We start from the raw sequence: 13,505 nt of genomic DNA, 5'->3' as shown, positions 1-13,505 counted from the left end.
TGCCCGCGGGGGGGGGGCGGGGGGGCCCCCCCCCCCCGCCGGGGTGCACGTCGAACTCGCCAGGAGTCAGCAGCGCACCTCGGTCTCCTTCTGCGCCACGTCCGAGATGCCGCCGAGCGCCCGGGTGCACACCGACAGCGTGTTGGCGCCCGAGGACCAGACCTCCGGGCCGCTGGAACACTGCAGGTCGCGCAGCGTGCTGCCGGTCACGATGGAGGTGCAGACCTGGTACGAGCCGTGGCTGGCCCGGTACTGCTGCCACACGTACGTGTAGGCGTAGTTCTTGCCGCAGCCCTTGTACTGCTTGACCGAAGCCGCAGTCTGACCGCCGACGGTGACGTACGCGGTCGCGCCGATCTGCACCGAGTCGACGCAGCGCGGGTTGGTCTCGGCGTGCGCGGGTCCGGCGAACGCCAGCGTCGCGGGCACAGCCAGACCGGCGGCCGCGAGGACGCGTACGCCGCGGCGGGAAAGGTTCTTCATCGGTGACCTCCTTCAATGCACCGGGGACCGTCGCCCCCGGTGTCGTCGATGCACCACATTGATGGCCGCCGTGGCCCGTTCGGTACCCTCTGACACGCTCTGACAACGCCTGACAACGTCGTCTGACATGGGGGAGTGATGAAGGAACAGCGTTCCGCCGCCGAGCCGATTCAGGACAGACAGGCCGCCGAGAGGTTCGCCGAACAGCTACGGACCCTGCGGACCAGCGTGGGTGATCCGTCGTTCCGGAAGATGGCTGGGCGCTCGGGCCGGATCTCGCACACCACGCTGCACGAGGCCGCCGCCGGAACCAGGTTCCCCTCCTGGGAAACGGTCCGGGAGTTCGTCCGGGCCTGCGAGGCCGACGAGGCCCAGTGGCGATGTCGATGGGAGGACGCGCAGCGCCCCGGGTCGGTCCACGGCATCGCGGACGATGCCGTCGCGCCGGTCAGCGCCGATTCTCCGCCCGGCGCCGACACCCCGATCACCACTGGTGGAATGGAGCCCGACACCGGGACCGACGCCCCGCAGACCCACGGGCCCGTCGTGTCCGCCGTCCCGGCCCCGTCGCCGGAGAAGCAGAACACGCTGCGGAGCACTGACTATCCTCCGACCGACGAGGACGTCGCGGGTGCACGGCGGCACCGACTGCCGTGGCTCGCCGCAGCCGCGGTGGTCCTGGTGGTGGCGATGGTCGCTGTCCTGGGCGTCATCGTCCGCGGCCGGTCGTCCCGGGACGACCCCGGCACCGCGGCGGCGTCGTCCACACCGTCGGTGTCGCCGTCAGCGTCGGCGTTTTCGGATTCACTGATCCCCGGCGACTCCAGCAAGTTCATCTCCGACGTCACCATCCCTGACGGCACCCGGGTGCGGGTGAACACCCAGTTCGTCAAGGTGTGGGCCCTCAAGAACGTGGGGAAGGTCGCCTGGCACAACCGCTTCCTCGCCCGCACCAACCCCACCGCCGACGCCGACGGCTGCCAGGTGCCGGACCGGGTGGCGATCGGTGACACACCGCCCGACGAGCAGGTCATGATCAGTGTCGAGGTCACCGCGCCCAGCCGTCCCGGGAAGTGCTGGGTCAGCTGGAAGATGGTCGACGAGAACGGGCAGGAGTACTTTCCCACCCGCCGGCCGGTGTACTTCATGGTCACCGTGACCGCCTGAGCGCGCTTCCGGTCGCCCGGCGCGGTGTCAGAATGCGAACGCTCGATGTCAGCTCCCGGGTGTCACCAAAGCTGACAACACCGCATCCATCGAGGTCGCTGCCGTCCTGACGGATCTGACAGCACAGCAGGGGTACCGAACAGCAGGCCGTTTCTCGCAAGGTGATGTCCGTTCCGAACGACTCACCAACTGCGAGGAGGATCGACAGTGCGCCGTCCCTGGTTATCCGTCGGGATCGCCGCGCTCTGTGTGGCCGTCGGCGTCCCGGCCCACGCCTGGGCCGCGACATCCGACGCCACAGCGCAGCGAACCGTCACCACTGCCGTGCGGCCGGTAGTGGACATGGAGGCCACCGTCCTGGCCGCCCAGATCGACCCCCGCCGCGCCGACAACACACTGACCCCGGGTGCGAAGAGCTCGGTGCTCGCCGTCGAGCAGGCGTTGCAGGCGAAGGGCCTGCTGAACGCGCAGTGGGTCGACGGCTACTTCGGCACCGTCACCGTCTCGGCGTACGCGGCGTACCAACGCTCCCTCGGCTACACCGGGCTGGCCGCGAACGGGCTGCCCGGCACGACGTCGCTGACGAAGCTGGGGCTGAACCGCTACACAGTCGCCAACACGATCGGTCCGGGCGCGAAGGTCCCGCGGGACGGGTACGTCGTCAACGCCCGTACCCAGGCGATGTTGGCCGAGGCGCAGCGTCTGCTCGGCTACCCCCTGGTGCTCGACCAGGGTTCGTACAACCCCGGCGGCGACCCCACCTCGGCCGGTACGCACGACGGCGGGGGTGTGGTGGACATCTCGGTCACCGGCATGACAGCGACCAAGCGCACCGCCGTCGCCCGGGCCCTGCGTCAGGTCGGCTTCGCCGCCTGGGTCCGCAACCCGAACCAGGGCGACTGGCCGTGGCACATCCACGCCAACGCGATCAACGACACGGACCTGTCCAGCCAGGCGCAGCACCAGGTCGGCGACTACTACCTCGGCATGAACGGCCTGGCCAACCAGGGACCGGACGACGGCCCCCAGGTCCTGATCAAGACCTGGGAGCAGTACCAGCGCGGGCAGTGACCCGCACCCCCCTCACCGTTTCTGAAAGGACACCATGAACATCCGTAAGAGTCTCGCCGCCGTCGGCGTCGCGCTGGCCGCGACCACCTCGATCCTCAGCGTCGGATCGCCCGCGTCGGCGGCGGCCCGGGACGGGGTCTGCGAAAGCGGCGAATTCTGCTACTACTACAACAGCGACAACGCGGGATCGCTCTCGGACTTCACCGGTTCGCTCGACGACTACGGCACCGAGCAGCCCTCGTGCTACGACTTCAAGGGCGCTGGCGCGGGCAAGGGCCTGTGCATCAAGAACGAGGCCGCCTCGGTCTGGAACCGCAGCACCAAGACCGTGCGCGTCTACTTCAACAGCGGCTACGCCGGTTCCTACCAGGACTTCGCGGCCGGCGCGAAGGGCAACCTCAACGCCACGCTGAAGAACAACAACGCCTCGCACCAGTTCTCGCCGTCGACGCGCACGAACCTGTCGTACGCCCTGTACCAGGCCAGCGGCGGCACTGTCACCTGCGGCTTCGACGGTTACACCACCACGCCCGGCCGGCACGAGGGCATCGACATCGCCCGCAGCGTCGGCTCGGACGTGCGCGCCCTGGTCTCCGGGACGGTCATCTACGTCGCGCGGGGCAACACCGGCAGCGGCGGCCTGTCCACGATCTCCGTCTACAACTCCTCCCTCAACAAGTCGGTGATCTACCTGCACACCGCTCCGAAGTCCGGAGTGAGCGTGGGTGACGCCATCAGCAAGGGCGAGATCATCGCCGATGAGTCGTGGCACGGGGTGTCCTCCAGCTCGGGCGCGCACACCCACGTCGAGGTCCGGGCCGGCCGGCAGACCCACGCGGCCGTCAGCGTCGGCGACCCCACCCTTGACAACGCCGACCCGACCGCGTTCTGGAACTCCCAGGGCTACAACGAGAAGTAGGACGCCGTGAATATCCGCAAGAGCCTCGCCGTCGTCGGCGCCGTCCTCGCCATGTCCACCTCCATCCTGAGTGTCGCCTCGCCGGCAGCGGCGGCCGCACGGGACGGCGCCTGCGACAGCGGTGAGTTCTGCTACTACTACAACAGCAACCAGGCCGGCTCGGTCTCCGACTTCACCGACTCACTTGACGACTACGGCACGACCCAACCGACCTGCTACGACTTCAAGGGCGCGGGCAGCGGCAAGGGCCTGTGCGTGAAGAACAACGCCGCGTCGGTGTGGAACCGCACCGGCAAGACGGTGCGGGTCTACTTCAACAGCAACTTCGCCGGTGCGACCCAGGACTTCGCTTCCGGGGCGAAGGGCAACCTCAACGCCACGCTGAAGAACAACAACGCCTCGCACGAGTTGGTGAGCGGGCCGACGGGCTGTAGCACCGACGGCACCAACAGCAAGTTGCCGAGCACCATCCTCGTCTACCGGGTCAGTCTCGGGCGAGTCGATCGGGTCGACTTCAAGACGTACGTCAAGAACGTCCTCCCGAACGAGTGGATCACGAGCTGGCCGGCCGCCTCGCTGGACGCCGGTGCGATGGCGGTGAAGAGCTACGCCTGGTACTGGGCGTTGCACTCGACCCGGAAGACGTCCGGCGGACAGTGCTACGACGTCCGGGACGACACCGGCGACCAGGTCTACCGGCCGTCGTCGGCACAGTCGTCGACGTCCGCCGCGGTGGACCGGACCTGGTCGGCGCGGATGACCCGCAGCGGCAACATCCTGCGGGCGCACTACTGCGCGACAACCACCGCGTGCGGTGGTTGGGTGGACGGGGACTGGCTGTCGCAGTACGGCTCGCGTGATCTCGCCAATCAGGGCAAGAACTACCAGGCGATTCTGCGCTACTACTACAGCGACATCGCGCTCTCCTGAGGTGACGCACCAACCGCGCCGCCCGTCGCAGCTCTGCGGCGGGCGGCGCGCCCATGGGTACGCCCCGGCTATGCCGGTGGCTCGACGGCCTCGACGAGCACTTCGAGCACATGCCGGTACGGCTTGCCGGTGGCCCGGCTCATGCCCATCTCGCAGGTGCGGTTGCAGGAGGCGTACGCGTCGTGGTCGCGTTCATTGATCTCGGCGGCCTGCGCCGCTGTGGCGCCGGCCGTGACCTCGGGGTGCAGCAGCCCCCGGTCACCGGCGAAGGCGCAGCACCCCCAACTGTCCGGCACTGTGACGGTGTCGGCGACCGCCCCGGCCACAGTGCGCAGGTCGTCGATGCCGCCCAGATGCACAGTGGAGCAGGTGGGGTGCAGCGCCAACGAGCCCAGTCGCCGGGGCTGCGGCAGCGCCGGCAGAAGGTGCTCGGCGGTGAAGGTCACGCTGTCGACGAAGCGCAGCGCGCCGTACCGTGCCTGGTCCTCCTCGGCCAGCGCGGCGGTCAGCTGCGTCAGCCCGTGTGTGCACGATGACGCGTCGCACACGACGGGCAGGCGACCCTCGTCGCTGGCCACCCAGAGCGCGGCCAGGGTCCGCTCAGCCATCTCACGGTGACCGGCGGGGTAACCCTTCGACTGCCACGGGGTTCCGCAGCACAGGCCCGCCGTGGCGGTCGGTACGACGAGCGGCACCCCCGCCAGTTCGCAGAGGCGCAGGAACGCCGCAGCCGTTCCGCCGGACGAACCGTCCTCGGGTGCGAAGAGACTGCCGACGCAGGCCGCGAAGAACACCGCCTGGGCGTCCGGCGCGCTGCGCGGGGTCGGGCGGGGTGTACCGGCGCGCGGCATGTCGTCGCTCCACAACGGCACGAGTTCGGTGGCGCCGAGCCCACGGATCACCCCGGTGGCGGCGCGGGTCACCGGCGTCGGCACGGCGTGCGCGGCGGTCAGTCCCACCCGGACGCCCGTCACGGCGGCCTTCCAGTGCCGGGCGGCGGTGCGGGCGGTCCGCTGGGCGCGAGGGCTGTGCCGCTCGGCGCGCAGCCGTTTCATCGCCGCCCCGGTGTCGATGCCGACCGGGCAGGCGGTGACGCAGAGGCTGTCCGCGGCGCAGCTGTCCACCGCGGCGTACTCGTAGTCGGCGGTCAGCTCCCGGCGGCGCTCCTCGTCACCGGCGGCGTCGGCGAGGGCGATCTGCCGTTGCAGGACGATGCGCTGGCGCGGCGTGGTGGTGACGTCGGCGGTGGGGCAGACCGGCTCGCAGTAGCCACACTCGACGCAGGCGTCCAGCTCGGGGTCGACAGTCGGGACGGCCTTGAGCTGCCGCAGGTGCACTGTCGGGTCGTCGTTGAGCAGCACACCGGGGTTGAGCAGGCCGCTCGGGTCGCACAACCGCTTGACCTCGCGCATCACGTCGTACAGCTCGTCGCCGTACTGCCGGCGGACGAAGGGTGCCATGGCCCGACCGGTGCCGTGCTCCGCCTTGAGTGTCCCGCCCTCGGCGAGCACCAGGTCGACCATGTCGTCGGTGAACCGGGCGTAGCGGTCGATCTCGGCCGGGGTGTCGAAGGACTGGGTCAGCATGAAGTGCAGGTTGCCGTCCCGGGCGTGTCCGAAGATCACCGCGTCCGGGTAGCCGTGCCTGTCGAACAGGCGGATCAGCCCGTCGCAGGTGCCGGTCAGGCGTGGCATCGGCACCGCGACGTCCTCCAGCAGCGCCGTGGTGCCGGGCGGGCGGGCCCCGGCGACGGCTGTGTAGAGGCCCTTGCGCAGGTGCCAGAGGTTGGCCCGTTCGCGCGGGTCGCGGGTCAGCTCGGTGCCGGTGACGGCCGGCAGCCGGTCGAGCACGGGCCGGGCGTCGGCCAGCGTCGCTGCCAACCGCTCCGCGCTGTCCTCGGCGAACTCCACCAGCAGCGCGGCGTGCCCGGTGACCGTCAGCCCGCGCAGGGCCGGAGTCGCACCCGGGTCGCGCTGACTGACCCGCAGCGCGGCCGCGTCGAGCAGCTCGGCGGTACGGGCGCCAGCGGCGAGCAGAGCCGGCAGCGCGTCGGTGGCGTCGGTGAGACCGGGCAGGATCAGCAGGCCGGTGGCGGCGTGGTCGTGGATCTCGACGGTACGGAAGACGGCCTCGGCCACGAAACCGAGCGTGCCCTCGCTGCCGATCATCAGGTGGGCGAGCATCTCGACCGGGGTGCTGTGGTCGAGCAGCGAGTTCAGCCCGTACCCCATGGTGTTCTTCATCGCGAACAGCCGCTCGATGGTGGCGCGCGACCCGGGCGTCGATCGCACCCGGTCGCGCAGGCGCAGCAGCCCGGCGTGCAGCTCGGGCTCGTCGGCCCGCAGCCGGTCGTCGGCGTCGCGGGCACCGGAGTCGACGACGGTGCCGGACGGGAGCACGAAACGCAGCGACTCCATGGTGCGGTACGCGTTGTCGGTGGTGCCGCAGGTCATCCCGCTGGAATTGTTGGCCACCATGCCGCCCACGGTGCAGGCGGCCTCGCTGGCCGGGTCCGGGCCGAGTCGGCGTCGGTAGCGGGCCAGCCGGGCGTTGGCCTGCCGGATCGTCAGGCCCGGCTGGAGCCGGATGCGGCGGCCGTCGTCGAGGACCTCGGCGTGCCGCCAGTCGGTGCGGACGTCGACAAGCACGCCCGCACCGCCGGCCTGCCCGGCGAGGCTGGTGCCGCCACCGCGCAGGGTCAGCGGCACGCCGGCCTCCCGGGCGCCGGCCATCAGCGCCCCCACCTCGGCGGCTGAGGCGGCGCGAACCACTGCCTGCGGCTCGAAGAGGTACGGCGAGGCATCGTGCGCCGCCGCCAGCCGCCGGGGCAGCTCGGCGCTGGCCCGGCTCGGGTCATCGAGGTGCGAGCGCAGCAGTTCGGCGACCGCGCGGGCGCGGGCGCCGGCCGCGGTCGGCGGCGGCACGGGTACGACGGGTCTCATCGGCGGATCCTCCCGGGAGCGTGGTCAGCCGGCCACCGGCGGCACGGCGGGACGGCCGGCGATCAGCAGTCGGCGGGGAGCGGTGCTGGCCGGAGCCGGCAGCCGCAGCGGCTGCCGGCCAGGGGTGATGCTGCCGAGCACCGAGGCGTGCCGCGCGCCGGTGCCCGAGCGCAGGGTGCCCGGCAGCCCGTGCACTGTCAGGTAGCCCAGCAGTGCGAAGGCCAGCGCCTCCTTGGCGTCCGACGCGACGCCCAGGTCGTCGCTGGAGGACAGCTGGACGCCGGGCAGCTCGTCGGCGAGCATGCGCATCAGCGTCGGGTTGTGTGCGCCGCCGCCGGAGACGACGAGCCGGGTGACGCCGTGGTCGCGGCAGGCGCCGGCCACAGTGACAGCCGTCAGCCGGGTGAGCGTGGCCAGCACGTCCTGCGGGTCCGGCGTGGGCGCGTCGGTGAGGGCGGCGAGCAGGTAGGGCAGATGGAACAGCTCTTTCCCGGTGCTCTTCGGGCCGGGCAGCCGGTAGTACGGCTCGTCGAGCAGCCGCCGCAGCAGGTCCGGATTCACCTGCCCGGCGGCCGCCCCGCGCCCGTCCCGGTCGTACTCCTCGGTGCCCCCGCTGAAGTGGCGGGCGGCGGCGTCGAGGAGCGCGTTCGCCGGACCGGTGTCGAAGGCGAGCGGGTCCGTGTCCGGCGCGACGACGGTGATGTTGGCGATGCCGCCCAGGTTCAGCGCGGCCGGCACGCCGGGCAGGCCACCCAGCAGCAGCGTGTCGAAGAGGGCGACCAGGGGAGCGCCCTGGCCGCCGGCTGCCACGTCGCGGCTGCGCAGGTCGGCCACCACCGGAAGGCCGCTGGCCTCCGCTATCCAGGCCGGCTGACCCAGCTGGAGAGTGCCCCGGACCGTGCCGTCCTCGACCCAGTGGTGCATGGTCTGCCCGTGCGAGACGACCAGGTCGGCGGTGCCGTCGCACAGTTGGGCGAGGGCCCGCACGCCGGCCTCGGCGAAGGCCTGGCCGATGCCGGTGTCCAGCACGCAGATCGCCTCGGTGGTGGTCGCCGAGGGAGGCAGGGCCGCGGCGATCTGCGTGCGCAACTCGTCGGAGTACGGGTGGCTGAGCCGGCCCAGCGGTCGCATCCGCACAGCGTCGCCGCTCACCTCGAACTCGGCCGCCGCGGCTTCGATGCCGTCGTAGGAGGTTCCGGACATCAGGCCGATCACGCGCATCACGTCCTCCTTCACGCCCGGCCGGCTGGCGCCGCCGCCGCCGCGTCGTCGTCGACCTCGTCGGTACGTCTATGGTCGTACGGCGTCTCCGGGGCCGTGTGGAACCGGCTGGACACCGCGCCGACGACCAGGGTGATCAGGACGCCGATCGGGACCAGCCACTGCGCGGCGATGGCGGTGGCGGTGGTGGTTCCGGCCGTCGTCACATCGATCTTGACGTAGCGGACGATGTAGGTCATCACCGCCACCGTGACCAGGAAGGCGATCACCGCGTCGACCTGGTTGGCCCGCCTCACGAGGCGGCCGAGCAGGAAGGCGCCGAGCAACGCCCCGTAGGTGTAGCCGGCGATGGTCAAACCGGTCAGGTAGACGTTTCCGGTGCTGGAGCTGAACGCGCAGGCGAAGACCGCCATCAGCACCGCCCAGACCAGTGTCATCACCCGGGCGAGGCGGAGCATCGCGTCGTCGGACGGGACCTTGCGGAAGAAGCTGTGGATGAAGTCGGCGACTGTGGAGTTCGACATCGAGTTCAGCGCCGACGACAGCGAACCCATCGCGGCGCCGAGGATGCCGGCCACCAGCAGACCCGAGATGCCCACCGGCAGGGCGTGCAGGATGAAGCTCGGGTAGAGGTTGTCGCTGCTCGCCAGGCCGAGTTCCTTGAAGGTCTGACCCTTGTTGTACGACCACAGCAGCGCGCCGACCAGGGAGAACGCCGCGAACTGGATCACCACGAAGATGCCCGAGGAGATCATCGCCTTCTGCCCCTCGCGCAGCGTGCGGGTGGACAGGATGCGCTGCACGATCAGCTGGTCCGACCCGTGGCTGGCCATCGCGAAGATCGCGCCACCGATGATCGCGGTCGGCAGGGCGAACGGGCTGGTGAGCACGTGCGAGGGGGCGAAGTTGGTGTCGAAGAGCTGGAACTTGCCGGCGTCCAGCGCCTGCGAGTAGCCGTCGAAGCCGACGGCGTGGCTGAGCACCGCGATGGCCAGGATCGCCCCGCCCAGGTACAGCCCCATCTGGATGGCATCGGTCCAGATGACCGCCTTGATGCCACCGAGGTAGGTGTAGACCACAGTGATGAGCGTGAGGACGATGATGATGGCCTGGTAGCCGACATTCAGCCCGAACTCGTCGAGAAGAAGCTTGATGGGGATGGCCGAGGCGAACAGCCGTACACCCTCGGCGAGCAGGCGGGTGAAGACGAACGTCACCGACGCCAGCCCCTGAAGTTTCAGGCCAAACCGCTCACCGAGGTACTGGTAGGCGCTGACGAACCCGCCCCGCTTGTAGAGCGGGATGAGCACCGCGGCCACGACGACCCGACCGATGACGTAGCCCAGGGCCAGTTCGACGTTGCCGAAGCCCTGACCGCTGTATGCGCCGCCGGGAACACTGATCACGGTCAGAACGCTTGTCTCGGTGGCAACCACTGAGAACGAGACGGTCCACCAGGGCAGTCGACCCTCGCCCACGAAGTAGTCCTTGGCGGACTTCTGTTTACCGGACAGGCGTAGTCCGACGAAGGCGATCACCACGAGGTACAGCACGATCACGACGAGGTCGAGTTGACGCACGGCTCGCTCCCAACCAGCGGTTGTCAATAAGTGACGTTGACCCACCCTAACGCGAAACTTTTTGCCACCGCCCGTCCGGGCTGGTTACGCTGTGGTTTCAGCCTGCTGATACGGGGACTGTTCGCAGCTGCGCCCTCGGCCCGGCCGCGGCGGCGGGTCGCGAGGACGCGCTCGGCGGCGAACCGCCGAGCGACCGGAGGACCTCTCCCCGCCGGCCGGCGACTGCACACCAGCGAGAGGAACGAGCACCCCGTGGACCTCAGCACCCTCGGCACCGAGACCCGCAACGACAAGACCGGCGACCTCGACCGGATGTCTCCCACCGAGCTGCTTCTCGCGATGAACGACGAGGACCAGACGGTCGCCGACGCAGTCCGGCGGGCCGTGCCGGACATCGCCGCCGCCGTCGACGTCATAGTGGCGTCGCTTCGTCAGGGCGGACGGCTGATCTACCTCGGCGCGGGCACCAGCGGCCGGATCGGCATGCTCGACGCCGTCGAGATCCCACCCACCTTCGGTACGACGCCCGAGCGGGTCGTCGGCCTGCTCGCCGGCGGGGCACGAGCCTTCGGTGTGGCCGTCGAGGGCGCGGAGGACGACCCGAGCCGCGCCGTCGCCGACCTCGACGCCGTCGGCCTGACCGCCCGCGACACAGTGGTCGGGCTCGCCGCGAGTGGCCGTACCCCGTACGTGGTCGGTGGGTTGGATCACGCCCGCGCGCTTGGCGCGGCGACCGTCTCGGTGGCCTGCAACACCGACGCGGTGACCAGCCGGCACGCCGACATCGCCATCGAGGTGCCCACCGGCCCCGAGGTGCTCACCGGCTCCACCCGGCTCAAGGCCGGCACCGCCGAGAAGCTGGTCTGCAACATGCTCTCGACCGCCGCCATGGCCCGGCTCGGCAAGGTGTACGGCAATCTGATGGTGGACATGAACGCCACCAACGAGAAGCTCGTCGACCGGGCGCGTCGAATCGTCGCCGAGGCCGCCGACACCGACCTCGACACGGCGGCGCGGGCGCTCGCGGCGGCACACGGGCACGCCAAGACGGCCATCGTGCTGCTGCTGGCGAATTGCACGGCCGAGGAGGCAGCGGCCCGGCTGCGCGCCGCCGACGACGACGTCCGGGCGGCCGTCGCGGCCTGACCGATAGGGTTCGTCGTGGCGTCGTGGCGTCGTGGCGTCGTGACCGGGTCGGGGTGAGTGGTGGCTCGTTGCCCGGCTCGGGTCAGTCCTCCAGGTCGAACGTGAAGGTGCCCGCCTCGATGCGGTCGATGAGCTGGCTGACATCGTCGGCTTGCCGGATGGCGGTGTCCCACCCGTCGCTGGCGATGTCGACAAGCAGCACCGGGGCGGGGTCACGACCCAGGTCGAGGACGAGCTGTTCCCTCGAGCCGTCACCGCCGATGATCGCGATACCGGGGTGCGCGACGGTGGCCTGGTCCCACGCCTCGTGCAGCTCGAGCATCTCGCGCGGCGAATTGAGCCACACGTAGGCCTCGGTGGTCATCCAGCCTCGCCGGAACCACGACTCGCCCTGCAGGTAGGTGCGCCACGCCTCGGGCAGCGCCCGACCCAGGGCCTCCTCCGCGTCGGTGAACTCCTCGTCGGCGACCGGGCCCCGGTACTCGGCCTCCGCGATGATCGCGCCGACGATGTGGGCGTTGAATTCGTCAAGCTCCTCGGCGGGGACCCAGTACTCCAGCACATCGCGGCCACCGGCCTGCCGCACGTCGTAGCGGTCCAGGTAGGAACGTCGCACGTCGAACCGGGTCACGTAACCGACGCCTCCGGCGGGGACGTTCCACTCGCGGGCGATCTTCGTGGCGTACCAGCGGTTGAGCACGGGGTAGAAGATCGGCTGGTCGGGCAGGCGTGGTGGCCAAGCCCGCCAGCCGGCCGCCGACACGAGGTCAAGTTCGGCCTGGCCGGTGGGTCGCCACAGCGTGATCGTGTCGGAGGTACTGATGGTCTGCTCCCTGTCAGTCCCGGTGATGGCGGCATGATGCCACCGCCCGACATTCTGGTGGTACGGGTTTCCCGGGTGGGGCCGCGGCTCGTGCCGGTGGCGATCGCCTCTGTCGATGTTGACGAAGCGCCCCATCCGCAGTGGATGGGGCGCTTCGTGGTGTCAGTGGAGCTGTGCGTCCGGAACCGTTCGGTCCTCGTCCTCGTCCGCGTCGCCGTCGGAGGGGTTGGCCAGCTCGATCCGGGGGGACCGATCCGGCGGGAGGTGGGCGAAGTCGGCGATGACGACGACATCCACCTCACCGTCGATCATCGTCTGCTCGACGGTCTCCCACGAGGCCCGCATGATTCCTGCGAATCGGTAGGAGTGTCGGTGAAGGTGGCTGAGACACCTCGCGACGGCGGGCTCCGACGGCTCGATGTGGGCGGGGATCCAGATAACGGCGATTTCCATGAACCTCTCCTGATCAACGTCGTGGACGCGAGTGGGTGATCAGGAGTTGCCGAGGCGGGGGAGGACCCCGCTCGACGGGACGGCTGGTAGCGCGCATGTCGACGGCGGTGACGGTGAGCCCTGGCCGCAGCGGCGAGTTGGGCGGTGACGCTTCGGCTGTTGACGTGGGTGAATCAGCGCCGCCGGCGCCGACGCCGGTCGGTGCGGACGCGAGCGCCAGCACGAACGCCGGTGGTCCCGGCGCGGGACGGGCAGGCGGGTCGGGTCGCTGTCCGGTGACGGCGGTCATCGTCGCCCGCGCCTGCTTCGACGCCCGGCCATCGGACGTGCCGTGGCCGGCGTCCCGGCGCGTCGTCGCCAACACCCGTGCCGACGATGCCGGCGATGGACGTGCGGCACCGCGTGCCCCTGAGGACGCCGAGGTCGACGCGGGTGTGGCCTGCGGCGACGGGGTACGGGCCGGCCGACTTGGCCGGGCGGTGGAGGGTGTGGCCGACGCCCTCGGCAGCGGAACGGCCGTCGGCAGGGGAACGGCCGACGGCAGCGGCAGGGGGTCGGTCGTCGGCAGCGGCAGCGGCAGGGAGACGACCGCTGTCGGCAGGGGCGGGGGGACGGTCAGCTCCACCTCGACCACGTCGGCCACCGAAACCTTGATGGCCTTCTGCGAGGTGGCGATCTCCACCAGCGGGAGACGCGGCGGCGACGGGGTGTCTGCGTGCGCGGGGTTGGCACCCAGTGCCGCGCCGAGCGCCACCGCGCCGAGCGCCACC

The 13,505-nt window shown here is 70.6% G+C and carries 11 protein-coding genes and 1 pseudogene; 5 read left to right on the top strand and 7 right to left on the bottom strand.

Going from position 1 to position 13,505, the window contains the following annotated elements; all coding sequences use genetic code 11:
* Window positions 1–66: 66 nt before the first annotated feature.
* Window positions 67–483: a hypothetical protein gene (locus AB0B98_RS02655; protein ID WP_238667865.1), complete on the bottom strand. Its 417-nt coding sequence runs from the start codon at window positions 481–483 to the stop codon at window positions 67–69.
* Between the two features lie 138 nt (window positions 484–621).
* On the opposite strand from AB0B98_RS02655, the gene AB0B98_RS02650 reads away from it, so the two are divergent.
* From AB0B98_RS02650 to AB0B98_RS02635, 4 genes are all read left to right on the top strand, one after another.
* On the top strand, window positions 622–1,650 hold the full coding sequence (locus tag AB0B98_RS02650) for an NBR1-Ig-like domain-containing protein (RefSeq protein ID WP_357360315.1): 1,029 nt from the start codon (window positions 622–624) through the stop codon (window positions 1,648–1,650).
* Window positions 1,651–1,857: 207 nt separating this feature from the next.
* A complete protein-coding gene (locus AB0B98_RS02645; protein ID WP_357360313.1) occupies window positions 1,858–2,721 on the top strand; it encodes a peptidoglycan-binding domain-containing protein in 864 nt (287 codons plus the stop codon).
* Between the two features lie 34 nt (window positions 2,722–2,755).
* On the top strand, window positions 2,756–3,640 hold the full coding sequence (locus tag AB0B98_RS02640; protein ID WP_357360311.1) for a peptidase inhibitor family I36 protein: 885 nt from the start codon (window positions 2,756–2,758) through the stop codon (window positions 3,638–3,640).
* Between the two features lie 6 nt (window positions 3,641–3,646).
* A complete protein-coding gene (locus tag AB0B98_RS02635; RefSeq protein WP_357360309.1) occupies window positions 3,647–4,570 on the top strand; it encodes a SpoIID/LytB domain-containing protein in 924 nt (307 codons plus the stop codon).
* A 68-nt stretch (window positions 4,571–4,638) separates the two neighbouring features.
* Here AB0B98_RS02635 and AB0B98_RS02630 read toward each other — a convergent pair whose 3' ends face one another.
* Genes AB0B98_RS02630 through AB0B98_RS02620 form a run of 3 tightly spaced genes read right to left on the bottom strand, consistent with a single transcriptional unit; the run spans window position 4,639 to window position 10,313 of the window.
* Complete coding sequence (locus tag AB0B98_RS02630; RefSeq protein ID WP_357360307.1) at window positions 4,639–7,512, bottom strand: FAD-binding and (Fe-S)-binding domain-containing protein; 2,874 nt, start codon at window positions 7,510–7,512, stop codon at window positions 4,639–4,641.
* 24 nt (window positions 7,513–7,536) lie between these two features.
* Complete coding sequence (locus AB0B98_RS02625; protein WP_357360305.1) at window positions 7,537–8,733, bottom strand: anhydro-N-acetylmuramic acid kinase; 1,197 nt, start codon at window positions 8,731–8,733, stop codon at window positions 7,537–7,539.
* 11 nt (window positions 8,734–8,744) lie between these two features.
* Window positions 8,745–10,313, bottom strand: a complete 1,569-nt coding sequence (locus AB0B98_RS02620; RefSeq protein WP_357360303.1) for a sodium:solute symporter — start codon at window positions 10,311–10,313, stop codon at window positions 8,745–8,747.
* A gap of 252 nt (window positions 10,314–10,565) precedes the next feature.
* Between AB0B98_RS02620 and murQ the strand changes: the two genes are divergently transcribed.
* Window positions 10,566–11,459, top strand: a complete 894-nt coding sequence (gene murQ, locus AB0B98_RS02615; protein WP_357360301.1) for an N-acetylmuramic acid 6-phosphate etherase — start codon at window positions 10,566–10,568, stop codon at window positions 11,457–11,459.
* A 496-nt stretch (window positions 11,460–11,955) separates the two neighbouring features.
* Here murQ and AB0B98_RS02610 read toward each other — a convergent pair.
* The 3 genes and pseudogenes from AB0B98_RS02610 to AB0B98_RS02600 form a co-directional block, all read right to left on the bottom strand.
* Window positions 11,956–12,282, bottom strand: a pseudogene (locus tag AB0B98_RS02610) (ADP-ribosylation/crystallin J1); the annotation flags it as partial.
* A gap of 162 nt (window positions 12,283–12,444) precedes the next feature.
* Window positions 12,445–12,627, bottom strand: a complete 183-nt coding sequence (locus tag AB0B98_RS02605; RefSeq protein WP_357360299.1) for a hypothetical protein — start codon at window positions 12,625–12,627, stop codon at window positions 12,445–12,447.
* Between the two features lie 121 nt (window positions 12,628–12,748).
* Complete coding sequence (locus AB0B98_RS02600; RefSeq protein ID WP_357360297.1) at window positions 12,749–13,504, bottom strand: hypothetical protein; 756 nt, start codon at window positions 13,502–13,504, stop codon at window positions 12,749–12,751.
* Between the last annotated feature and the right edge of the window lies 1 nt (window position 13,505).

The sequence above is a fragment of the Micromonospora sp. NPDC048947 genome, from assembly GCF_040649495.1.
Lineage (GTDB): Bacteria > Actinomycetota > Actinomycetes > Mycobacteriales > Micromonosporaceae > Micromonospora > Micromonospora alfalfae.
Note: the sequence above shows the minus strand (reverse complement) of the source record. Positions and strands in the feature narration are given on the sequence as shown.